This window comes from Cellulosimicrobium composti (genome assembly GCF_009711085.1).
Taxonomy (GTDB): domain Bacteria; phylum Actinomycetota; class Actinomycetes; order Actinomycetales; family Cellulomonadaceae; genus Cellulosimicrobium; species Cellulosimicrobium composti.
Map to the genome: position 1 here is coordinate 91,262 of NZ_WMKA01000009.1, position 23,854 is coordinate 115,115.

The 23,854-nt window shown below is 72.9% G+C and carries 14 protein-coding genes; 13 read left to right on the forward strand and 1 reads right to left on the reverse strand.

Annotation, left to right across the window (positions count from 1 at the left end; all coding sequences use genetic code 11):
- Nucleotides 1–238: 238 nt before the first annotated feature.
- The 11 genes from GJV82_RS06140 (at nt 239) to GJV82_RS06190 (ending at nt 21,681) form a co-directional block, all read left to right on the forward strand.
- Entirely contained in the window at nt 239–5,218 is a 4,980-nt protein-coding gene (locus tag GJV82_RS06140; protein WP_155098610.1) for a ThuA domain-containing protein, read from the forward strand.
- Between the two features lie 251 nt (nt 5,219–5,469).
- Complete coding sequence (locus GJV82_RS06145; RefSeq protein WP_155098611.1) at nt 5,470–6,231, forward strand: hypothetical protein; 762 nt, start codon at nt 5,470–5,472, stop codon at nt 6,229–6,231.
- Nucleotides 6,232–6,272: 41 nt separating this feature from the next.
- Nucleotides 6,273–7,274, forward strand: coding sequence for a sugar phosphate isomerase/epimerase family protein (locus GJV82_RS06150; protein WP_024839221.1), 1,002 nt, complete (start codon nt 6,273–6,275; stop codon nt 7,272–7,274).
- 229 nt (nt 7,275–7,503) lie between these two features.
- Nucleotides 7,504–8,751 (forward strand): Gfo/Idh/MocA family protein, encoded by a 1,248-nt coding sequence (locus tag GJV82_RS06155; protein ID WP_155098612.1) that lies wholly within the window; start codon nt 7,504–7,506, stop codon nt 8,749–8,751.
- Entirely contained in the window at nt 8,730–10,397 is a 1,668-nt protein-coding gene (locus tag GJV82_RS06160; protein ID WP_081772178.1) for a sugar ABC transporter ATP-binding protein, read from the forward strand. The genes GJV82_RS06155 and GJV82_RS06160 overlap by 22 nt, the downstream gene beginning before the upstream one ends.
- A complete protein-coding gene (locus GJV82_RS06165; RefSeq protein ID WP_155098613.1) occupies nt 10,394–11,440 on the forward strand; it encodes an ABC transporter permease in 1,047 nt (348 codons plus the stop codon). Before GJV82_RS06160 ends, GJV82_RS06165 begins: the two co-directional genes overlap by 4 nt.
- Nucleotides 11,437–12,519, forward strand: coding sequence for an ABC transporter permease (locus tag GJV82_RS06170; protein ID WP_155098614.1), 1,083 nt, complete (start codon nt 11,437–11,439; stop codon nt 12,517–12,519). Before GJV82_RS06165 ends, GJV82_RS06170 begins: the two co-directional genes overlap by 4 nt.
- Before the next feature lie 127 nt (nt 12,520–12,646).
- Nucleotides 12,647–13,876: a substrate-binding domain-containing protein gene (locus GJV82_RS06175; RefSeq protein ID WP_155098615.1), complete on the forward strand. Its 1,230-nt coding sequence runs from the start codon at nt 12,647–12,649 to the stop codon at nt 13,874–13,876.
- Nucleotides 13,877–14,095: 219 nt separating this feature from the next.
- Entirely contained in the window at nt 14,096–15,040 is a 945-nt protein-coding gene (locus GJV82_RS06180) for a sugar phosphate isomerase/epimerase family protein (protein WP_318657347.1), read from the forward strand.
- A gap of 104 nt (nt 15,041–15,144) precedes the next feature.
- A complete protein-coding gene (locus tag GJV82_RS06185; protein WP_155098616.1) occupies nt 15,145–20,727 on the forward strand; it encodes a ThuA domain-containing protein in 5,583 nt (1,860 codons plus the stop codon).
- A gap of 288 nt (nt 20,728–21,015) precedes the next feature.
- The gene (locus GJV82_RS06190) at nt 21,016–21,681 is read left to right on the forward strand and encodes a hypothetical protein (RefSeq protein ID WP_155098617.1); all 666 of its coding nucleotides are present in this window, start codon (nt 21,016–21,018) and stop codon (nt 21,679–21,681) included.
- A gap of 50 nt (nt 21,682–21,731) precedes the next feature.
- Here the strand turns inward: GJV82_RS06190 and GJV82_RS06195 are convergent, their stop codons facing one another.
- On the reverse strand, nt 21,732–22,319 hold the full coding sequence (locus GJV82_RS06195; RefSeq protein WP_196217192.1) for a GNAT family N-acetyltransferase: 588 nt from the start codon (nt 22,317–22,319) through the stop codon (nt 21,732–21,734).
- A 78-nt stretch (nt 22,320–22,397) separates the two neighbouring features.
- Here GJV82_RS06195 and GJV82_RS06200 point away from each other — a divergent pair, with 78 nt between their 5' ends.
- Nucleotides 22,398–23,192, forward strand: coding sequence for a LamB/YcsF family protein (locus tag GJV82_RS06200; RefSeq protein ID WP_318657348.1), 795 nt, complete (start codon nt 22,398–22,400; stop codon nt 23,190–23,192).
- Nucleotides 23,189–23,854 (forward strand): 5-oxoprolinase subunit B family protein (locus GJV82_RS06205; protein WP_318657349.1); only part of this gene is annotated, 666 nt, incomplete at its 3' end. The genes GJV82_RS06200 and GJV82_RS06205, both read left to right, overlap by 4 nt.

Here is a 23,854-nt window from a genome sequence, read left to right on the forward strand (position 1 = left end):
CACGGACGGAACGTCCGGTCGCCGGCCGTGCGCAGGTGCGCGGCCGGCGACCGGGGACACGGAAGGAGGTAGGACCGCCGCACGCGCGGCGAGAAGGCGCCCGGCGGAGCGCCGAGACTTCTCCGCCGACGAGCCCGGGACGGACGGCTGGCCGATGGCGCCGACCCGGCGGAGCGCAGCACAGTTCCCATCTCGACGAGGAGACCTTGTGAGAAACGTGCTAGGAGGATCGCTCGCCATGAGGCGCACGGTCGCGGCAGCAGCCGCGGCGGCGGTCGCACTCCCCCTGACCATCGCGACGGCGGTATCGGCCACGGCCGCTCCCGCGGGCCCCGTGCAGGCGGCCTCGGTCGTGGCGGCGGCCGACACGGACCCGTTCGACGTGCTCGTCTTCAGCAAGACCGGTGGCTTCCGCCACGGCTCGATCCCCGCCGGCATCGCCGCGATCCAGCAGCTCGGCGAGGAGAACGGCTTCGAGGTGACCGCGACCGAGGACGCCGGTGCGTTCACGGACGAGAACCTCGCGCAGTATGAGGCGGTCGTGTGGCTGTCCACGACCGGCGACGTGCTCAACGAGGAGCAGCAGGCCGCGTTCGAGCGCTACATCCAGAACGGGGGCGGGTACGCGGGCATCCACGCGGCGTCCGACACCGAGTACGACTGGCCCTGGTACGGCGGGCTGGTCGGCGCGTACTTCAGCGCCCACCCGCAGAACCAGACGGCGACCGTCAAGGTCGAGGACCACGTCCACGAGTCGACCGCCCACCTGCCCTCGCGCTGGGAGCGGTTCGACGAGTGGTACAACTTCCGGACCAACCCGCGCGACACCGTGCACGTGCTCGCGAGCCTCGACGAGACCACGTACAACGCGGGCAGCGGCGCCATGGGCGCCGAGCACCCGACGGCGTGGTGCCAGGTCTACGACGGCGGCCGCTCCTGGTACACGGGCGGCGGGCACACCGACGAGTCGTTCGCGGACCCGGACTTCCTCCAGCACCTGCTGGGCGGCATCCAGACCGCCGCGGGCGCCGTGGCGTCCGACTGCTCGGCGACGCAGTCCGCGAGCTACGAGCAGGTCGCGCTCGACGAGGAGACGCGCAACCCGATGGTCCTGGACGTCGCGCCCGACGGCACGGTGTTCTACGCCGAGCGTGACGGCCGCGTGCAGGTCATCGACCCGGAGACGAACACGACGCACACCGCGACGACCCTCCCGGTGACCACCGCCAACGAGGACGGTCTGCTCGGGCTCGTGCTCGACCCGAACTTCTCGGAGAACGGGTGGGTCTACACCTACTGGGCTCCGGCGAACGTCGGCTCCGACGGTCCGCACAACCGGATCTCGCGGTTCGACTTCGACCCGGCCACGGGCACGATCGACCAGGCCACCGAGAAGAAGGTCCTCACCGTCACGACGCAGCGCAACACGTGCTGCCACGCCGGTGGTGACATGATCTTCGACGAGGACGGCAACCTGATCCTCGCGACCGGTGACAACACCAACCCGTTCGAGTCGGGCGGCTACTCGCCGCACGACGAGCGCGCCGGCCGTCAGGACTACGACGCCCAGCGGTCGTCGGCGAACACGAACGACCTGCGCGGCAAGGTCCTGCGCATCCACCCGGAGGACGACGGCACGTACACGATCCCGGAGGGCAACATGTTCGCCCCCGGGACCGCGCAGACGCGGCCCGAGATCTTCGCGATGGGCTTCCGCAACCCGTTCCGCATCGGCGTGGACCCCTACTCGGGCAACATCCTCGTGGGTGACTACGGGCCCGACGCGGGCAACGCGAGCCCGACGCGCGGCCCGGGCAACACGGTGGAGTGGAACGTCGTCAGCGAGCCCGGCTTCTACGGCTGGCCGTACTGCACGGGCGCGAACGCGGACTACTTCAAGTACAACTTCGCGACCGGTCAGTCCGGCGCGGCGTTCAACTGCGCCGAGGGCCCGGTCAACTCGTCCCCGAACAACACGGGTCTGACCCAGCTGCCCCCGGCCATCGAGGCCGAGGTCTGGTACAACTACGCCGGCAACCCGAGCTTCCCGGAGATCGGCGGCGGCGGTGCGCCCATGGGCGGCCCCGTGTACCAGTACGACGCCGAGCTCGACTCGGACGTCAAGTGGCCCGAGTACTGGGACGGCAAGGCGTTCCTGGGCGAGTGGAACCAGGGCAAGCTGTACTCGATCCAGCTCGACGGCGAGAGCCGTGACGACGTCGTGGACATCAACCGGGTCCTGCCCAAGATCTTCGACCCGAGCGCCGGGTTCGACCGTGCGATGGACTTCGACTTCGGTCCGGACGGTGCGCTCTACGTCGTCGACTGGGGCTCGGGCTTCGGTGGCGACAACGACTCGAGCGGCATCTACAAGGTCAACTACGTCAAGGGCAACCCGTCGCCGATCGCGCGAGCGAGCGCCGACGTGACGAGCGGTCACGCGCCGCTCACGGTGCAGTTCTCCTCGGAGGGCACGCGCCACCCGGCCGGCGACGAGCTGACCCTGCAGTGGACCTTCGGCGACGGCTCCGAGCCGTCGAGCGAGGCGAACCCGGTCCACACCTACACGGAGAACGGCACCTACGTCGCGCAGCTCGTGGCGACCGACGCCCAGGGCCAGACGGGGATCGCGAACGTGACGATCGTCGTCGGCAACGAGGCGCCGACGATCTCCATCACGTTCCCGGACAACGGCGGCTTCTTCCAGTGGGGCGACCAGGTCCGCTACGAGATCGAGGTCGACGACCCCGACGGCGTGGTCGACTGCAGCAACGTCGAGCTCGCGACGTCGCTCGGTCACGACGCGCACGCCCACCCCATGGACGTGCTCGGCGGCTGCGAGGGCGTCTTCCAGACGGCCCGCGACGAGGGCCACGGCATCGAGTCGAACATCTTCTGGGTGATCGAGGCGTCGTACACGGACGACGGCGGCGAGGCGGGTGCCCCGCTCACCGCCAACGACCTCCAGGTGCTGCAGCCGAAGCTGCTCCAGGCCGAGTTCTTCACGGCCACGGGCCGTCTCGCGGACTCCACGAGCACCGGTGACCCCGGTGTCGTGCGCGAGACGACGGGCGACAGCGCCGGCGGTGGCCAGAACATCGGCTACATCGAGCCGGGTGACTGGTGGGCGTACGAGCCGATCTCGCTCCACGGCGTCGACTCGATCGCGCTGCGTGCGGCCTCGCCGAGCAACGCGGTGGTCTCCATCCGCTGGAACGCCGCGGACGGCCCGGAGATCGGGTCCGTCCAGGTGCCCGGCACCGGTGACTGGCAGGTCTACACGAACGTCGCGGCGGAGCTGACCGACGTGCCCTCGGGCACGGGGACGCTCTACTTCGTCCTGACGTCCGGCCAGGCCAACGTCAACTGGCTCGAGTTCGACGGCCGTGGTGTCACGGACAACGAGCGCCCGACCATCGACTCGTTCGAGGTCACCCCGACCACGGGCACGGCGCCTCTCACCGTGACGGCGTCGGTCGCTGCCACCGACCCCGAGGACGACGCGATCACGTTCGCGTGGGACGCGGGTCTCGGCGACGGCTTCGTCGACGGCGGCGACACGTTCGAGGTCACGTACGACGAGCCTGGCACGTACCGCCTCCAGGTCCGTGCGACGGACGAGCGCGGCGCGTACTCGACCGAGTACACGACCGTGACGGTGAAGGCGCCCGAGACCGGGCCGGGGATGTGCTTCTCGGGCCGCTCGGACGACTTCCTCGGCTCGGACGTCGACGAGGACCGCTGGACGGTCACGAACCGCGACCAGAACCTCGTCGTCCGTGACGGACGTCTCGTGGTCCCGACGGCGACGCGGGACTTCTACGGGACGGACAACACGGTCGTGCCGAACCTGGTGCTGCAGGACCTGCCCGACGGCCCGTTCACGGCCACGGCGAAGGTCACCCTGCCCGCCCGCCAGCAGTACCAGCAGGCCGGCCTGCTGATCTGGGGCGACCAGGACAACTACGCGAAGATGGTTCTCCAGGGCCGCTCGGCCTCGGCGGACGCCTCGACGCGCATCTTCCAGTTCATCCGGGAGGAGAACGCCCAGCCGAACGAGGTCAACCAGTCCAACACGGCCAACCTCGGCGCTGACTACCCCGACACGGTCTACGTGCGGTTCATCAGCAACGGGGAGAACCTCCAGGCCGCGTACTCGGCCGACGGCGTCGACTTCACGCTGATGCCGGAGACCAAGTCGATCGCGAACCTGACGAACCCGAAGATCGGGCTCGTGGCGCTCAAGGGGAACAACACCAGCACCCCCGTGATCGAGGCGGAGTTCGACTGGTTCCACATCACGCCCGACGACACGGCGTCCGCCTCCGGGCCGGACGACGAGTTCGACGGCGACGCCCTCGACACGTGCCGCTGGTCGATCGTCCGCGAGGACCCGACCGGCTACCGCGTGGCGGACGGCTCCCTGCAGATCGACACGACGCCGACGGACATCTACGGGACGGACAACCGCCCCGTGCCGAACATCGTGCTGCAGGACCAGCCGGGCGACGAGTGGACGATCGAGACCGTCGTCGACGGCTCGGCGCTCGACCGCCAGTACCAGCAGGGCGGTCTGATCGTCTACGCCGACGACGACAACTACGTCAAGTTCGACTACGTGGTCGACAACCAGGCGGGCCAGTCCCGGAGCGCCCGGATCGAGCTGCGCAGCGAGGTCGGCGGCGTCGTGCAGAACCCGCAGCCGCAGACGGGGAACCTCCCCGGCTCGGTGTGGCACCTGCGTCTCACGCGCTCCGGTGACACGTTCACCGGTGCGTACAGCGCGGACGGCGAGACCTGGACGACGTTCGACCAGAGCGTGACGAACGCTCCGGCGGCCGACGCCCGGGTGGGTCTCTTCGCGCTGGGCGCCTCGGCGGACACCGGTGCGCCGGCGTCGTTCGGCCACTTCCGGGTGGTCGGCGAGGACGTCGAGCCGGTCGCCGTGACGGTCACCGTGGAGACGCGCTGCATGGCCGGCAAGGTGTTCGTCGCGGTCCGCGCGGCGAACGACGACACGGTCCCGCTCGCGATCACTCTCGAGACCCCGTTCGGGTCGAAGGAGTTCGCGGACGTCGCTCCGGGTGCGAACGCCTACCAGTCGTTCGCCTCGCGCGCGGCGGCGGTCGACGCCGGCACCGTGACCGTGACCGCGACCGACGCCGAGGGGAGGACGTTCACCGGGACGGCTGACTACGCGGCCCGGTCCTGCTCCTGACAGGTTCCGGCGGGTCGGTGCGCTGAGCACCGGCCCGCCGGGCACCGCGCTCGACGCGCGGGTCACCGGCGCACGGACGGCCCATCGGCCGGGCCACCGTACGCTGCCGCACGACGAGCACGACGGGGACCTCTGGGTCTCCGGCCCCGGCGCCCGGGTACGGGCGCTCCGGCCCGGCGCCGGGGCACCCCCGGGGACCGACGACGACCGTCGGCCCCGCCTACCGACCACCACGACGAGGTGATGACCCGATGTCCCGTACGCCCTCGCGCACCAGCACCCGAGCCCCGCACCGGGAGCGGTCCCGGCCGCTGCGCCCCGCGCGCCGCGCAGGACGCACCGGACCGCGCGCGCTGCTCCGGGCGGCGCTGGTCGCCCTGCTCGGCGCCGTCCTGGCGCTGACAGGCCTCGCGGGGCCGGCCGCCGCGCACGGGGGCGACGTGGTCATCTCGCTCGGCACCGACGGCGAGGGCGGCATCTCCGCCAACCTGACCTGGAAGCTCGACGGCCACCCGGTCGAGGAGTCGGCCGACGTCTCGGTCACGGCGGAGTCCGCCGACGGCGAGACGGTCGGCCCCCTCACGCTCCAGTCGGCGTCCGAGGGCGTCGGCTGGTACACGTCCGAGCCCGGCGTCCTCGCGGAGGGCAACTGGACCCTGACCGCCACGATCACCGAGCCCGCCGAGGCGACCGCGACCGCGCAGGTCGACGTCGTGCCGCTGCCGGAGCCCGCGCCGCGGGCCGAGGACGACGCCGCCGCCGCGGGCGACGCGGACGCCGCCGACGAGGCCGCCCCGGAGGACGGGGACGGCGCCGCGGACGAGAGCGCCGACGGCGCCGCCGCCGCGGACGGCACGTCGACCGGACCGGGCGCGGGCGTGTGGATCGCCGTCGCCGTCGTCGCCGCCCTGCTCCTCGCGGGGGGCCTCCTCGTCGTCCGCCGCCGCTCGCGCGCGTCCGCGCCGGGCCGCTCGGACGACGACCGCACCCTGACCAGCACGTCCGCCCGGTGACCCCGGGCGCCCGACCGAGAACGACCGAAGGAGACACGACCATGGCACGACCGATCACCCTCTTCACCGGGCAGTGGGCCGACCTGCCGTTCGAGGAGGTGGCGCGGCTCGCGTCCGGCTGGGGCTACGACGGGCTGGAGATCGCCTGCTGGGGGGACCACCTCGACCCCTGGCGCTGGGACGACGACGAGTACGTCCAGGGCAAGCTCGACCTGCTGGCGAAGTACGACCTCAAGGTCTACGCGATCTCGAACCACCTCAAGGGCCAGGCGGTGTGCGACGACCCGATCGACCAGCGCCACCGCGACATCCTGCCGGACGTCGTGTGGGGCGACGGCGACCCCGAGGGCGTGCGCCAGCGCGCCGCGGAGGAGATGAAGCACACCGCGCGGATCGCGGCGAAGCTCGGCGTCAAGACCGTCGTGGGCTTCACGGGGTCGGCCATCTGGAAGTACGTCGCGATGTTCCCGCCGGTCTCCCAGGAGGCGATCGATGCCGGGTACCAGGACTTCGCGGACCGCTGGAACCCGATCCTCGACGTGTTCGACGAGGTGGGCGTGCGGTTCGCGCACGAGGTCCACCCGAGCGAGATCGCGTACGACTACTGGACGACGGTTCGTACGCTCGAGGCGATCGGGCACCGCGAGGCGTTCGGCCTCAACTGGGACCCGAGCCACATGGTCTGGCAGGACATCGACCCGGTGAGCTTCCTGTGGGACTTCAAGGACCGCATCTACCACGTGGACTGCAAGGACACGAAGAAGCGGATGAGCAACGGCCGCAACGGCCGCATGGGCTCGCACCTCGCGTGGGCGGACCCGCGCCGCGGCTGGGACTTCATCTCGACCGGCCACGGTGACGTGCCGTGGGAGGACGCCTTCCGCATGCTCAACACGATCGGCTACGAGGGTCCCATCTCCGTCGAGTGGGAGGACGCCGGGATGGACCGACTCGTGGGTGCTCCGGAGGCGCTCGAGTTCGTGAAGAAGTACGCCTTCGACGCTCCTGACGCGGCGTTCGACGCCGCCTTCTCGACGAAGTAGCCCGCACGGTCTCCCCGTCGGCCGGCGCGCCGGCCGACGGGTGGGGGAGGACAGTCCGACGCGTCACCGCCCCCGGTCGCCCGCCGACCGGGGGCGGTGGCGTGCCCGGCGCGGACCGTCCCGTGGACGATCCTTCACATTTGTTTTGCGACTTGGGTTATATAACCGTGACGGGCTATGTTCGTCTTTTGCTTGACCCTCGACATAAGTGCCTCTACGTTTATCACCCATGCGAGCCGACGACGTCGCGCAGGACGTGCGCACACCGGTGCTGGAGCCGGGTGCGCCCCTCCCGGGAGCGACCACAGCAGGGGCCCTCGCCGCCCGACAGACCTTTCCCTCCAGCGCCCCGGACGAGGGCGGGCTCCCCGCCGCCGGCTACCGCGCCGGCATCCTCGGCGCCGGTTTCATGGGCGGCGTCCACTCCCGGGCCGTGCGCACGGGGGGCGGGCGCGTCGTGAGCGTCGCGGCCGCCGACCTCGACACCGCGCGCGCCGCGGCGCCGGGGATGGGCGCCGAGCGCGCGGTCGGCTCGGTCCAGGAGGTCCTCGACGACCCCGAGGTCGACGTCGTCCACGTCTGCACGCCCAACCACCTGCACGTCCCCCTCGCCCGCGCGGCGCTCGAGGCCGGCAAGCACGTCGTGTGCGAGAAGCCGCTCGCGACCGACGTCGAGGGCGCGGTCGAGCTCGCGCGCCTCGCCGCGGACGCCCGAGCCGCCGACGGCCGCGTCGCCGTGGTCCCGTTCACCTACCGCTTCCACCCCATGGTCCGCGAGGCGCGCGAGCGCGTGCGCCGCGGCGAGGTCGGCGCGGTCTCGCTCGTGCATGGGTCCTACCTGCAGGACTGGCTCCTGCGCGACTCCGACGACAACTGGCGCGTCGACCCCGCGCTCGGCGGCGCGAGCCGCGCGTTCGGCGACATCGGCTCGCACTTCTGCGACCTCCTCGAGTTCACGACCGGGCACCGCATCGTGCGGCTCGTCGCGCAGTCGGCCACGGTCAACCCGCGGCGCCGCGGCGCGGACGGCGTCGAGCGCGAGGTCGCGACCGAGGACGCCGTGACCCTCCAGTACGCGACCGACGCGGGCGCGCTCGGGTCCGCGGTCATCTCGCAGGTGTCGGCGGGACGCAAGAACCGCCTGTTCCTCGAGATCTCGGGCTCGGAGTCGACCCTGTCGTTCGACCAGGAGCAGCCCGAGCTGCTGTGGGAGGGCCGGCGGGACGCGTCGCGTCTCCTCGTGCGCGACCCGGAGTCGCTCTCGGCGGCCGCCGCCCGCTACTCGCGCCTGCCCGCGGGGCACGCGCAGGGCTACCAGGACTGCTTCGACGCGCTCGTCGCCGACACGTCCGCCGCGATCGGCGGGGACGTCCCCGACGGTCTGCCCACGTTCGACGACGGCCTGCGGGCCGCGCGTCTCGCCGCGGCGGTCGCGGAGTCGGTGCGCTCGGGCGGATGGGTCGAGGTGGCGGCGTGACCGCGACCACGACGCGCGAGCCGCGGCCCCCGGCCGCGGGGGAGGGCGGGGACGAGCCGATCCTGCGCCTGCGCGGCGTGGGCAAGGAGTTCTTCGGCAACTCCGTGCTGCGCGACATCGACCTCGACGTGCGCCCCGGTGAGGTCCACGCCCTCGTCGGCGAGAACGGCGCGGGCAAGTCGACCCTCATGAAGATCATCGCGGGCGTGCACCGCCCGGACGCCGGCACGCTCGAGCTCGACGGCGAGGTCACGACCTTCGCGTCACCCCTCGCCGCGCAGCACGCGGGCGTGTCCACCGTGTTCCAGGAGTTCAACCTCCTGCCCGAGCGCTCCGTCGCCGAGAACGTCTACCTCGGCCGCGAGCCGCGCCGCGCGGGCCTCGTCGACCGGCGCCGCATGCACGCCGACACGACCGCGCTCCTCGCCGACCTCGGCCTCACCGGTCTCGCGTCGTGGATGCGCGTCGGCTCGCTGTCCGTCGCGCAGCAGCAGATCGTCGAGATCGTCAAGGCCGTGTCCTACGACGCGCGCATCATCTCGATGGACGAGCCGACGGCGGCGCTCGCCGACCAGGAGGTCGAGCTCCTCTACGAGCTCGTGCACCGGCTCAAGGAGCGCGGCGTCGCGATCCTCTACGTCTCGCACCGCCTCAAGGAGATCTTCGACCTCTGCGACACCATCACGGTGCTCAAGGACGGCAACCACGTGCTGACCACGCCGACGGCGGACATCGACCCCGACCGGCTCGTGCGCACCATGGTCGGCCGCGACTTCGCGGGCTACTTCCCCGACAAGGACCCCTCGACCGTCCCGGGCGAGGTGCGCCTCGCGCTGGAGGGCGCCGGCAACACGCAGGTCGACGACGTGTCGTTCGAGGTCCGGGCCGGCGAGATCGTCGCGCTCGCGGGTCTCCAGGGCTCGGGGCGCACCGAGATCGCGCACGGCATCTTCGGCATCGCGGGCTTCACGCGCGGCCGCGTCCTCGTCGGCGGACGGCCCGTGGACGTGCGCTCGCCGCGGCAGGCCGTGCGCGCCGGGCTCGCGCTCGTCACCGAGGACCGCAAGGCCGAGGGCCTCGCCCTGGGCCAGTCGATCCTCGCCAACGCGCGGCTCGTGCTCGACGCGGTGGTCCCCGGCCAGGCGGACCGTCGCGCGAAGCGGATCCCCGGGATCCTGTCGTCGCTCGAGCTCGTCGCGAGCTCGCAGGAGGCCGAGGTCCAGTACCTGTCCGGGGGCAACCAGCAGAAGGTCGTCCTCGCGAAGTGGCTCGTCACGGACCCGCAGGTCATCGTCCTCGACGAGCCGACGCGCGGCATCGACGTGGGCGCCAAGCGTGCGGTCTACGACCTCATGCGCGAGCTCACCGCGAACGGCGTCGCCGTCCTGTTCATCTCGTCCGAGCTCCCCGAGGTCGTCGCGATGGCGGACCGCGTGCTCGTCATGCGCGACGGCCGCCTCGCGGGCGAGCTGCCCGCGGGCAGCGACGAGGAGACCGTGATGGCGCTCGCCACGGGCGCGGGCGAGGACACGTCGGGCGAGCACGTCCGGGTCGACCTCGACGCCCTCGCCGACGCCGACGAGCTCCCCGGCGCGGAGCCGGACGCCGCCCCGCACGACCACGACGGCCCGAAGGAGGACCGATGAGCACCGCGGTCGCGACCGCCGCGCCCACCGCGCGCCGCGCCCCGGCGCGCCGGCGCCGCCTGGGCTCGACGGAGATCGTCTACCTCGCCCTCGTCGGGATCCTCGTGATCGCCGGCGTCCTCGTCGCCGTCGGCGGCGGCAACCTCTTCAGCACCGCGAACACCGCGTACATGCTCACGCAGACGAGCCTGCTCGGGTTCGTCGCGATCGGGCAGACGTTCGCGATCCTGTGCCGCTCGCTCGACCTCTCGGTCGGCTACGTCGTCGCGCTCGCGTCGATCGTCGGCGCGACGACCATGGCGGGCGACCCGTCCCGTGCCTGGCTCGGCGTCGTCGCGGCGCTGGGGGTGTCGGCGGTCGTCGGGCTCGTCAACGGGCTCGTCATCGCGAAGCTGCGCGTCAACGCGTTCATCGCGACGCTCGGCGTCGGCCTCATCATCAAGGGCTACCTCGACACGCAGTTCAAGGGCCCGGCGGGCGACGTGCCGTCGTCCTTCCAGATGTTCGGGTACACGCGCGTCGGCCCCGTCCCGGTCTCGACGATCGTCATGCTGCTCGTCGCCGCGGCCGGTGTCGTGCTCCTGACGCGCACGCGGCCCGGGTACCACATGTTCGCCGTCGGGGGGAACACCGACGTCGCGCGGCTCTCGGGCATCCGCACCGACCGCACGCTGGTCCTCGCCCACGTGCTGTGCTCGGTGTGCGCGGGCGTCGCGGGCCTCCTCATCGCCGCGCGCTTCGGCACGGGCAACGCGCTCGTGTACTCCTACGGGCTGGACCTCGACTCGATCGCCGCCGTGGTGCTCGGCGGGACCCTCCTCCTGGGCGGGCGCGGCTCGGTCGTCGGGACGGTGGGCGGCGTCCTCATCCTCGCGGTGCTCGACACGGTCTTCAACGTCCTCGACGTCGACCCGTTCTTCAAGGACGTCCTGCGCGGCGTCATCATCATCGCCGCCGTCGCGCTGTACGCCCGGCGGCAGATCGACCCGGCGAGCAGCCGGGCCCGCTTCCGCCCGACCCGCACCGGAGGTGCGTCCGCATGACCACCGACACCACGCGCCGGACGATCCCCGCGCGCGCGCCGCGCGCGGGCTGGCTCGAGCGGCTCACCGCCGGCGGGAGCTGGACCGTGTTCGCGCTCCTCGTGCTCGTCTTCGCGGTCATCCTCGTGATGAACCCCTCGTTCGGCGAGCCGATGTCGCTCATGGCCTTCGCCAAGAAGGCCGCGCCGCTCGTCATCCTCGCGATCGGGCAGTACTTCGTCATCGTGTCCGGCGAGTTCGACCTCTCGGTCGGCTCGCTCGTGGGGGCGCAGGTCGTCATCGCGGCGAAGCTCATGGACGGCGAGGACGCGATGACGTGGCCCGTCATGGCGCTCATGGTCGTGTTCGGCCTCGCGGTCGGCCTCGTCAACGGGCTCGTCACGACCCTGCTCAAGGTGCCGTCGTTCATCACGACGCTCGGCATGATGCTCGTCCTCTACGGCGCCATCCGGCTCTGGACGGGCGGCGCGCCCACGGGCGCCCTCACCGACGGCTTCCGGCAGTGGGGCCGCGGGGGCCTGCCCGACACTCCCGGCCAGTTCCAGGTGCCGTACGCGCTCGTGGTCGTCGTCGTGCTCGGCGTGCTCGCCGCGCTGCTCATGCGCCGCCCGTTCGGCCGCACGCTCGTCGCGACGGGCGACAACGACGTCGCGGCCGGGTACGCCGGGAGCGCGGTGTGGTGGGTGCGCACGCGCGCGTTCCTCCTGTCCGGGTTCCTCGCGACCGTCGCCGCGGTCCTCATCGGCGGCTACGCGGGCGTGACGGCCCAGGTGGGCCAGGGACTGGAGTTCATGGCGATCACGGCCGTCGTGCTCGGCGGGGTCGTGCTCGGCGGCGGGCGCGGGACCGTCGTCGCGGCGATGGCCGGCGCGCTCACGCTCGAGGCGCTGTTCACGCTGTTCAACCAGCTCAGCCTCCCGTCGACCATCCGACCGGCCGTCCAGGGCGTGATCATCATCGCCGCCGTCGCGTATGCCGCGCTGCCGCGCCGTTCCCGGCGCCGCGCGTCCGCCTCCGGCGCCCCGCCTGCCGCGGGGCCGGCCGCCGCACCGAAGGAGCCCGCCCCCGCCAACGCCTGAGCCCCGGCGCCCCGGCGGACCCCCGCCCGCGCGACCTCCAGCCTGCCCGCAGACCCCCACCTACCGACCCAGCACCCCCTTCCCCGCACGCTGCGGGACGACGACGTCTCACCAAGGAGAGAAGGACATGCGACGTACACGAGCACTCCTGGCCGGCACGGCGGTGGCCACGCTGTTCCTCGCGGCCGCCTGCACGACCGACACGCCCACCGACACCGGGGAGGGCGGTCAGACGTCCGCCGAGGAGAGCCCCGCGAGCGAGGAGTCCGGCGGCGCCGACTCCGAGTGGTTCGTCCAGGCGGACTACGACCGTCAGCTCGCCCAGCGCGAGGTCGTGCCCGAGGGGCCGGCCGACCAGCCGTGGCTCCAGGCGATCGAGCCCGAGTACGTGGACACCGCCGAGTTCGCGAGCGCGGAGGGCGGCAACACGCTGTGCTTCTCGAACGCCTCGGTGTCCAACCCGTGGCGCGTGACCGGCTGGATCACGATGCAGCAGCAGGTCGACGTCCTCACCGAGGAGGGCGTCATCGGCGAGTTCCGCGTGTCCGACGCGGCGGACGACGACAACAAGCAGATCTCCGACATCCAGGCCTTCGTCGAGGCCGGCGACTGCGACGCGATCATCATCTCGCCGTCCACGACGGCGACGCTGACGCCCGCGGTCGAGGCGGCGTGCGAGTCGGGCAAGCCCGTCATCGTGTTCGACCGCGGCGTCAACACCGACTGCATGGTGACGTTCATCCACCCGATCGGCGGCTACGCCTACGGCGCCGACGGCGCGGAGTTCCTCGTGGAGAACCTCGAGCCGGGCTCGAAGGTCCTCGCGCTGCGCATCCTCCCGGGCGTGGACGTGCTCGAGAACCGCTGGGCGGCGGCCGACAAGATCTTCTCCGAGTCGGAGCTCGAGGTCGTCGGCGCGGAGTTCACCGGCGGTGACGGCGCGAAGATCAAGGACATCGTCACGCAGTACCTCCAGCGCGGGGACGTCGACGGCATCTGGATGGACGCCGGCGACGGCGCCGTCGCGGCGGTCGAGGCGTTCGAGGACGCGGGCAAGCCGTACCCGGTCTTCATGGGCGAGGACGAGATGAGCTTCCTGCGCAAGTGGAAGGACACGGACATGACGGCGATCGGCGCCGTGTACTCCAACTTCCAGTGGCGCACCCCGATCCTCGCGGCGCAGATGATCTGGGCCGGCGAGCAGGTGCCGTCGGAGTGGGTCCTGCCGCAGGCGCCGATCGAGGCCGAGGAGCTGGACGCCTACCTCGACGCGAACAAGGACATGCCGTCGCTGCACTACGCGAAGTTCGGCGGCGAGGACCTGCCGGGCTTCCCGGAGGCCTGGACGGACCGCTGACCCGTTCGAGGGCCGCGGACCGGTAACGTCCGACGAAGCACCTCGGTCCGGCCCCGCGGGGCCGGACCACCCAGGGGCCGCCCGGTCGCCGTCCGACCGGCCGGGCGCCCCGCCCGTCGGCCCGACGACGCGGCGCACCTCCCGCGCGGAGGTGCGCCTCGCGTCGTCGGGCGCGCGGGCGGGGACGGCCGTGCGTCGGACCTGACGAGAGAGAGCGACGTGGCTCCTTCCGCCCCGACCGCGCCGTCCGCCCGCCCGGGCCCGTCCCCGCACGGGTCCGACGTCCCGCCGCTGCGCCCGCGCGCGCTCGGCGTCAACACCTGGGTATGGACCTCGCCCCTGACCGACGACGCGCTGCGCGGCATCGCGCCGCGCGTGGCCGGGTGGGGGTTCGACGTGCTCGAGCTCCCCGTCGAGAACCCGGGGGACTGGGACCCCGCGACGGCGGCCGCCGTCCTCGCCGACCACGGGCTCGGCGCGAGCGTCTCGCTCGTCATGGGGGAGGGCCGCGAGCTCGTCGCCGCGGACGCCGCGACGGTGCGCTCGACCCAGGACTACCTGCGCCACGTCGTCGACGTCGCGCACACCGTCGGCGCCCCGGTGATCGGCGGGCCCGCGTACGCGTCCGTGGGCCGCACGTGGCGCCTCGGCCCGGCGGAGCGCGAGGCCGCGTACGCCGAGCTCGCGGAGAACCTCGCGCCCGTCGTGGACCACGCGATCGCCGCGGGGGTCGTCGTCGGCCTGGAGCCGCTCAACCGCTACGAGACGAGCCTCCTCAACACCGTCGACCAGGGGCTGGAGGTCGTGCGGCGCCTGCCCGCGGCCGGCATCGGCCTCATGCTCGACGTCTACCACATGAACATCGAGGAGACGGACCTGCCCGCCGCGATCGCGCGCGCGGGCGAGCGCATCGAGCACGTCCAGGTGTGCGGCAACGACCGCGGCGCGCCCGGGACCGACCACCTCGACTGGCGCGGCCTCCTCGCCGCGCTCGACGCGACCGGCTACGACGGACCGCTCGTCATCGAGTCCTTCACGGCCGAGAACGCGACGATCGCCACGGCCGCCTCGATCTGGCGGCCGCTGGCGCCGAGCCAGGACGCCATCGCGCTCGATGGCCTCGCCTACCTGAAGGGACTGATGCCCACGCCGGAGCACTCGTAGCCGTAGTCGACGACGACCGCAGGCGCCGGCACGCCGCGGGATGACGACCAACCTTCCCGGACGAGGACGTCCGGGTCCGCACGTCATGCCCTGGAGGCACCACGATGACCGCACGACGCCCCCGCAGGGCGCGGTCCGTCGCGGCACTGACCATCGGAGCGCTCGCGTTCACGCTCGCGCCCGTCACGATGGCCACTGCCGCCGACGACCCCGTCCCCGCGGACGAAGAGCACAAGGTGCTCATCTTCACCAAGACGACCCAGTTCCGGCACACCGAGGCGATCACGCAGGGCACCCCGGTGCTCGAGGCCGCGTTCGCCGAGGTCGGCATCGCGTCCGACCACACGGAGGACTCGTCCGTCTTCAACGACGAGGACCTCGCGCAGTACGACGCCCTCGTCATGTTCCAGACGTCGGGCGACCCCTGGAACGCCGACGAGAAGGCCGCGCTCGAGCGCTACCAGCAGGCGGGCGGCGGCATCGTCGCCATCCACAACGCGACCGACATGCGCGGCGACTACCAGTGGTGGGACGACATGATCGGCGCGCTGATGCCCGGTCACGCCGCCACGGGCAACAGCCCGGGCCTGCCGGGGACGGTCCGCGTCGAGGACCGCACGCACCCGTCGACCGAGCACCTGCCGCAGCGCTGGACGCGCGCGGACGAGTGGTACAACTACTCGGCGAACGTCCGGGGGAACGCTCACGTGCTCGCCACGATGGACGAGACCACGTACGACCCGGGCGGCAACAGGATGGGCTACGACCACCCCATCTCGTGGTGCCGCGCGTACGACGGCGGCCGGGCCTGGATGACGGGCATGGGCCACTTCGGGGCGCACTACACCGACGAGCCCGACTTCGTGCAGCACGTCGTCGGCGGCGTGCAGTGGGCCGCGGGCCTGGTCGAGGGCGACTGCGGCGGCACCGACTGGGGCTCGTTCGAGAAGGTGGCGCTCGACACGAACACGAGCGCGCCGTTCGGCATGGACGTCGCGCCCGACGGCCGCGTGTTCTTCACCGAGCTCGTGCGCGGCCAGATCCGCGTCTACGACCCGCGCACGCAGAACACCACGACCGCCATCACGATCCCCGTGTACTCGGGCGGCGAGGACGGCCTGCTGGGGATCGCGCTGGACAAGGACTTCGCGGAGAACGGGTACCTGTACCAGTACTACGCGCCCGCGAGCCCGGACGACTCCGACCCGGCGAACTTCTTCAGCCGCGTCTCGCGCTTCACGGTCACCTCGGGCGGACCGGGCGAGACGGTCATCGACCCGGCCTCGGAGAAGGTGCTCCTGGAGATCCCGGCCGGGCGCCTGCCCGACGAGCCGGGGCACACGGGCGGCGGCCTCCTCGTCGACCACGAGACCGGTGACCTGTACATCGGCGTGGGCGACGACGTGAACCCGCACTCCGAGCCCTCGGGCGGCTACGCGCCGATCTCGGAGCGCGACGGCACGTGGCACGACGCGCGCGCGACGTCGGCGAACACGAACGACCTGCGCGGCAAGGTCCTGCGCATCCACCCCGAGGAGGACGGCACCTACTCGATCCCCGAGGGGAACCTGTTCGCCCCGGGCACCGAGAAGACGCTGCCCGAGATCTACGCGATGGGCTTCCGCAACCCGTTCCGGTTCACGATCGACCCGAAGACCGGGTACCTCGGCGTCGCCGACTACTCGCCCGACAACGGGTCGGACAACCTGGCCAACCGCGGCCCGGCCGGCATCGCGGAGTGGAACCTCATCAAGGAGCCGGGCTTCTTCGGCTGGCCGCTGTGCATGGGCGACAACGAGCCGTTCCGCGACATCGACTACCGGACGAACCCGGTGACGGTGGGCGACTTCTTCGACTGCGACGCGCCGATCAACGACTCGGTGAAGAACACCGGTCTCACCGAGCTGCCCCCGGCGCAGCCCGCGGACCTCTGGTACGGCTACCAGCGCTCGTCGGTGCCCGGCGTGATCAACGCGGGCGGCGGCCTCGCGCCCATGGGCGGCCCGTTCTACGAGTACGACCCGGAGCTCGACTCCGACACGAAGTTCCCGTCGTCCTACGACGGCAAGGCCTTCTTCTACGAGTGGGCCCGGAACAAGATGTACACGATCGACCTCAAGGACCCCGAGGCCGGGGCCGGTGCGACCGACGTCGAGAAGGTCAACCCGTTCCTGCCCGAGGAGCAGTTCCTCGCGCCGATCGACTCCAAGTTCGGGTCCGACGGCGCGATGTACGTGCTCGACTGGGGCGGCGGTTTCGGTCGCGACAACCCGAACTCGGGCCTGCACCGCATCGACTACGTGTCGGGCTCGCGCTCGCCGGTGTCGCAGCCGGTCGCGACGCCGGACTCCGGCATCGCACCGCTCGAGGTGTCGTTCGACGGCACGGCGAGCACCGACCCCGAGGGCGAGGAGCTGACGTACGCGTGGGACTTCGACGGTGACGGGACGACGGACTCGACGTCCGCCGCGCCCAGCCACACCTACACCGAGAACGGCGTCTACGACGCCCGCCTCACGGTGACCGACCCGGCCGGCAAGGTCGGCACGGCGACGGTCCCGATCACGGTGGGCAACACGCGTCCCGAGGTCGACTTCGGGCTGCCGCCCACGGGCTCGTTCTTCGAGTTCGGCGACGACATCACGTGGGACGTGTCGGTGACCGACGCCGAGGACTCGCCGGACGGCGAGGAGATCGACGACGAGCAGGTCATCATCCAGCCGGCCCTCGGGCACGACGCGCACGCGCACCCGTCCGAGCCGCTGCACGGCCGCACGGGCACCGTCGCGACGAGCCTCGGCGGCGGGCACGGGGAGGACATGAACGTCTTCTACGTGATCGACGCGCGGTACACCGACCGGGGCGGCGAGGGCGGCGTGCCCGCGCTCACCGGCTCGGACACGACGCTCATCTTCCCGAAGAAGCGCGAGGCGGAGTTCCACGCCGAGTCGCAGGGCACCACGACGATCCCGAGCCGGGACGTCGAGGGTGGCGGGTCCGTCATCACGGGCTCGAACGGGTCCTGGGCGTCGTACGACCCGGTGAGCCTCTACGGCGTCCAGGCGCTGACGCTGCGCGTCGCGGCCGCGGCCGAGAGCACGATCGAGCTGCGTCGTGACGCGCCCGACGGCGAGCTCCTCGGGACGGCCGAGATCCCGCAGACGGGCCTCGGCACGTTCACCGACGTGACGGTCGACGTCACCGACCCCATGGAGCCGTTCACGCTCTACGTCGTCTTCCCGGGCGAGGGCGAGCGTCGCCTCAACTTCGTCGAGGCGGACGGCAAGGGCGTCTCGGGCACGACGCGCCCGAAGGTCCGGATCACGTCGCCCGAGGCCGGCGTCCGTCTCGAGCAGGGCGAGATGACGGTCACCGCGGAGGCGGACGACACCGAGAACACGGTGACCCAGGTCGAGTTCTTCGTCGACGGCGAGTCCATCGGCGTGGACGAGACGGCTCCGTACGAGGCCACGTGGAACCCCACGGCGGACAACTACTACGAGCTCACCGCGGTCGCGACGAACGACAAGGGCCTGTACACGCGGTCCCGCGTCGTGCTCGCTCAGGTCGGCGACCTCTTCGGGGGCATGAAGACCTTCACCAACGCGAACGGGACGTTCGAGCAGCTCGCCGAGGGCAAGTACCTCATCACGTCGGGCGGCGCGAACATGTGGCAGGGCACCAACGAGTACTCCACCATCTACCGCGAGCAGGGTGCCGACGAGAACTGGTCGGCGACGGTGAGGATCAACAGCCAGGGCAACTCGAACGGGTCCGCCAAGGCCGGGATCATCGTCCGCAACGACGTCACGCAGGTCTCGAGCTCGCAGGGCTACGCGGCCCTGGGCATGCGCCCGAGCGGCGGCTTCGAGTGGCTGCGCGGCAACTCGAGCGGGCAGCTCACGGCGTCGAGCAGCGCGAGCACGACGAGCTACCCCGCGTGGGTGCGCATCGTGCGCGACGGCGACCTGTACACGGCGTCCTGGAGCAAGGACGGCGAGACCTTCACGCAGATCGGCGAGCCGCAGGCCCTGCCGGGTGCGGCGTCCGTGCAGGACGTGGGCCTCTTCGTCACGGCGCACAGCACGACGGCGACGAGCGCGGTCGAGTTCCAGGACTTCGTGTTCGACGACGACCCGCAGACCGAGGAGCCGGGCGAGCAGACCCCGCCGCAGTGCCTCGCGCAGGCGTCGGACGAGTTCGACGGCGACGCGCTCGACCCGCGGTGGACGGTCGTCCGCCAGGCCGACGGCGCGCCGATCACGGTCGCCGACGGCCACGCCGTCCTGCCCGTCGTGCAGGGCGACATCAACGAGGACGCGGCCGGGCCGATCAGCTACCTCGGTCAGCCCGCCCCTGCCGGGGCGTGGACGCTCGAGGCCAAGATCGACGTCCCGCTCGCCCGGCACTGGCAGCACGCCGGGCTCCTGGTCCACGTGACCGACGACGAGTACACCAAGCTCGCGTTCACGAAGAACCAGAACGGCGCCCGCTTCCTCGAGTTCCAGACCGAGACGGGCGGGTCCCGCACGTGGCACGGCCAGACGGACGTCGCGGGGGACTTCCCCTCGACGATCCACCTGCGCCTCGTCTCGGACGGCTCCGCCATCACGGCCGCGTACTCGGCGGACGGCGAGGCGTGGACGGCGATGGCGGGCTCCGCGCCCGTCAAGGCGGGCGCGACGTTCGGCGTCATGGCCGCCGGCGACACCGCGACGGCGGACACGGTCGCGAAGGTCGACCACGTCCGGGTGACCGGCGCGGGCACCGACGACGGCGAGCGCGAGCCGAGCGACGAGTTCGAGGGCGACGCCCTCGACGGCTGCCGCTGGGACGCGATCGTCCGCTACGACGGGTCGAAGGTCGCCGTGTCCGACGGCGAGCTGCGCATCACGACCCAGCCGGGCGACATCAACGCCGGGAACAACGACGACCCGCGCAACTTCGTCCTCCAGACCGCTCCGGAGGGTGACTGGGTCGTCGAGACGCGGTTCAAGGCGCCGCTCGTGCACCGGTGGCAGCTCGCGGGGCTCATCGCGTACGGCGACGACGACAACTACGTCAAGGCCGACGTGCTCGCGAAGAACACGCCCGGCACGGCGCTGGACCTCGGCGCCGAGCTCGTCTCGGAGAAGGGCGGCCAGTTCGGCAACGGCGGCAACCGTCAGCTCGAGCTCGCCGACTCGACCGAGTCGGGCTACTGGTACCTGCGCCTCGAGAAGGTGGGGACGACGTACCAGGCCTGGGTCAGCGACGGCGGGGTCAGCTGGACGCCGCTGGGCGAGCCGGTGACCAACGACGTGCCGCTGACGAGGATCGGCCTCATGGCGATCGGCCCGGAGCAGGAGACGCCCGTCACGGTCGCGTTCGACTGGTTCCGTCTCACGACGGGCTCCGAGCCGGAGCCGACGGTCGACGTCGAGGTCACCGCGTCCACCCGCTGCCTCGCGGGCAAGGCGTACCTGGCTCTGCGCGCGACGAACGCCGACGAGGCGCCCGTCGCGATCACCCTGACCACGCCGTTCGGCTCCAAGGAGTTCGACGCGGTCGAGGTGGGGGCGAACGCCTACCAGTCGTTCGCCTCGCGTGCCGCGGCGTTCGACGCGGGGACGGCGACGGTCACGGCGACGCTCGGCGACGTCACGACCGAGATCGAGGTGCCGTACGACGCCGTGAGCTGCGGCTGACGGCGGGCCGGTGACGGGCACCCGCTCCCGTCACCGGCCGCCCGCCGGCCCGGCCCTCGTGGCCGGGCCGGCGACCCGAGCGGGACGACCACAGGACAGGAGCGACAGGTGGCACAGCGCACCGGAGCACGCACGTCGTCGGCACGACCGGCCGCACGGGACGCCCGGGCGTCCCGGGGCACGGGCGGGCCGACGAGGTCCGCGGCGCGCTCCCGTCCTGACGACCGGGGTGGTGCCGGCCGCCCCGAACCCCGGCCACCGGCGCGCGTCCGCGCGCGCCGGTGGTTCGTGGGCCTCGACCCGTGGCGCCGCGCGCTCGTCGTGCTCGGCGCGCTCGCCGTCGTGGCCGTCGTGGCCGCGGCCGTGGTCGCGCTGACGCGCGACGCGGGCGAGCCCGCCGAGGGGCTCGCCGTGGACCCGGCGCGGGTCGCCGAGCTCGAGGCGGCCGAGGAGGCGCGCGACGCCGAGAACCTCGTCGCGTCGATCGACCACGCCCAGCACCTGCAGACCGAGCTCGTGCCCGTCCTCCACGGGCTGCACGCGGTGCTCCCGGTCGACGGGTCGACCGCGGTGCCCGCCGACCCCGCGCAGGTCGCGACCTGGCGCGCGGACGTGGACGCGCTCGTCGCCGAGACCGAGGCGCTTGCGAGCGGCTCGTCGGAGCACAACATCGTCCGCAACGGCATGCTCACGTCGCTCGAGCTCGTCGGGGACGCGCTCGACGCCGTCGCGCTCGCCGCCGACGCGGCCCCCGAGGCCGCCCCCGACCTGTACGCGCTCGCGGGCGAGCTGCGCACGCGCGCCGTCGACACGTGGGGCCTCGCGGCCGTCCAGCTCGACCTGCGCGCGACCGCCGGGGGACAGGGGCACGTCCACGTGTTCCTCCCCGTCCACCCCGGCGACTCGCTCGACGGCGGTCTCGACGTCCCCGGCGAGGACTCCCACGACCACTGAGACGGCCGCGCGCGTCGTCGCCCGACCCCGGCGGGCGTCCCGCGCGGCGGTCAGGACGCGCCGTGCACCATGACGACGTCCGAGTGCTCCTCGCCGCCCACCACGTAGGTGCGCGACCCGACGACCGCGAACCCGTGCTTGCGGTAGAACGCCTGGGCACGCGCGTTCAGCACGTTGGTCCCGAGCCACACGGTCAGCCCCTCGCCGAGCGTCGGCGCGGCGTCCAGGGCCGCGCGCATGAGCGCGCTCGCCACGCCCGTGCCCTGGGCCCGCGGGTGCACGTAGATCTTCGACAGCTCGACCGCCGCACCCGGGCCCACGGCGGCCTCGACGCCCGGGTCGTCCGGTGTGCCGCGCACCAGGAGCGCGTAGCCGACGGGCGCGTCCCCGGCCGCGCCCGGTGTGTCGTCGTCGGGCTCGACGAGGAGGAGGACCCGGTCGGCGCTCGCGGCCCAGGCGCGGAACCGCTCCGGGGAGAGCTGCGTGGCGACGTGCTCGGCGATCGCGTCGGGCGACGTCCCGGGCGGGCACGCGAGCGGGAACGTGACCGCCGCGAGGTCGGCGAGGGCGCCCGCGTCGTCGGTCGTCGCGCGGCGCACCCGCACGGCGTGCGGTGCGGTGGTCAGGTCGTCGGGCATGCGGGGAATCTACGCCTCGCCGCGACGACGGGCCGCACGGTGCCCGCCGCGACCGCGCGACCCGGGCATGATGGGCAGGTGACGCGCATCGACCTCAACGCCGACCTCGGCGAGGGCTTCGGCCGCTGGACCCTCGCCGACGACGGGGCCCTGCTCGGGCTCGTGACCAGCGCGAACGTCGCGTGCGGCTTCCACGCCGGCGACGCCACCACCATGCGGGCCGTGACGCGGGACGCCGCGGCGCGCGGGGTGCGGGTGGGGGCCCACGTGAGCTATCGGGACCGCGCGGGGTTCGGTCGGCGGTTCATGGACGTGGACCCCGGCGAGCTCGCCGACGAGGTGCTCTACCAGCTCGCGGCCCTCGACGGGTTCGCCCGGCTCGCGGGGGACCGGGTGCGCTACGTCAAGCCGCACGGCGCGCTCTACAACGCGATCGTCCACCACGAGGCGCAGGCCCGGGCCGTCGTCGACGCGGTGCGCGCCTACGACCCCACGCTGCCCGTCGTCGGGCTCCCCGGCTCGGCGGTGCTGCGGTTCGCGGATGCCGCCGGCCAGCCCACCGTCCGCGAGGCGTTCGCGGACCGCGGCTACCTCCCCTCCGGCGAGCTCGTCCCGCGCGGCCGGCCGGGCGCCGTCGTGCACGACGGGGACGAGGTCGCGCGCCGCGTCGTCCGGCTGGTGACGACGGGGACGGTCGAGGCGGCGGACGGCTCGTCGGTGCGCGTCCAGGCGGACTCGGTGTGCGTCCACTCGGACACCCCCGGCGCCGTCGGGCTGCTCGGGGCGCTGCGGACGGCGCTCCAGGAGGCCGGGGTGGAGGTCCGCCCCTTCGTGGACGCGGTGACGGGCGCGCGCGAGGTCCGCCCGTCGTGACGCGCGCCGACGGGGCCGTGAGCCGGTTCGGCGAGACGGCCCTGCTGGTCGACCTCCCGGACCTCGCGGCCGTGCGCGCGGTGCACCGCGCGCTCCTCGCCGACGTACCGCCGGGGGTGGTCGACGTCGTCCCCGCGGCCCGGACCGTCCTCGTGCGTTGCGCGGCCCCCGGCGACGTCCGTCGGGCGCTCGCCTGGGCGCGCGACGCGGTACGCCGCGCGGGGGACGACGACGCCCCACCGGCGGGCACGCTCGTCGAGATCCCCGTGCAGTACGACGGGCAGGACCTCGACGACGTCGCCCGGTGGGCGGGCACGAGCACCGAGGAGGTCGTCGCACGGCACGCCGGGCGCGAGTACGAGGCCGCGTTCGGGGGCTTCGCGCCCGGCTTCGTGTACCTGTCCGGCGTCGACCCCCGCATCGCGGCGCCGCGCCTCGAGACGCCGCGGACCCGCGTCCCCGGGGGGTCCGTCGCGCTCGCGGGCGACCTCACGGCCGTCTACCCGCGCGAGTCCCCGGGCGGGTGGCGGCTCCTCGGGCGCACGGGCGCGCCGATGTTCGACGCCGACCGGGACCCCCCGGCGCTCGTCGCGCCGGGTGCGCGCGTGCGGTTCGTGCCGGTCCGCGGGGTGGTCGCCGCGCGCGCGTCCGCGGCGGGCGCG

Bases quoted from the DNA above. Each gene is read 5' to 3' on its own strand.
- GJV82_RS06140 (WP_155098610.1), top strand. From the start codon at position 239: ATGAGGCGCACGGTCGCGGCAGCAGCCGCGGCGGCGGTCGCACTCCCC.
- GJV82_RS06145 (WP_155098611.1), top strand. From the start codon at position 5,470: ATGTCCCGTACGCCCTCGCGCACCAGCACCCGAGCCCCGCACCGGGAG.
- GJV82_RS06150 (WP_024839221.1), top strand. From the start codon at position 6,273: ATGGCACGACCGATCACCCTCTTCACCGGGCAGTGGGCCGACCTGCCG.
- GJV82_RS06155 (WP_155098612.1), top strand. From the start codon at position 7,504: ATGCGAGCCGACGACGTCGCGCAGGACGTGCGCACACCGGTGCTGGAG.
- GJV82_RS06160 (WP_081772178.1), top strand. From the start codon at position 8,730: ATGGGTCGAGGTGGCGGCGTGACCGCGACCACGACGCGCGAGCCGCGG.
- GJV82_RS06165 (WP_155098613.1), top strand. From the start codon at position 10,394: ATGAGCACCGCGGTCGCGACCGCCGCGCCCACCGCGCGCCGCGCCCCG.
- GJV82_RS06170 (WP_155098614.1), top strand. From the start codon at position 11,437: ATGACCACCGACACCACGCGCCGGACGATCCCCGCGCGCGCGCCGCGC.
- GJV82_RS06175 (WP_155098615.1), top strand. From the start codon at position 12,647: ATGCGACGTACACGAGCACTCCTGGCCGGCACGGCGGTGGCCACGCTG.
- GJV82_RS06185 (WP_155098616.1), top strand. From the start codon at position 15,145: ATGACCGCACGACGCCCCCGCAGGGCGCGGTCCGTCGCGGCACTGACC.
- GJV82_RS06195 (WP_196217192.1), bottom strand. From the start codon at position 22,319: ATGCCCGACGACCTGACCACCGCACCGCACGCCGTGCGGGTGCGCCGC.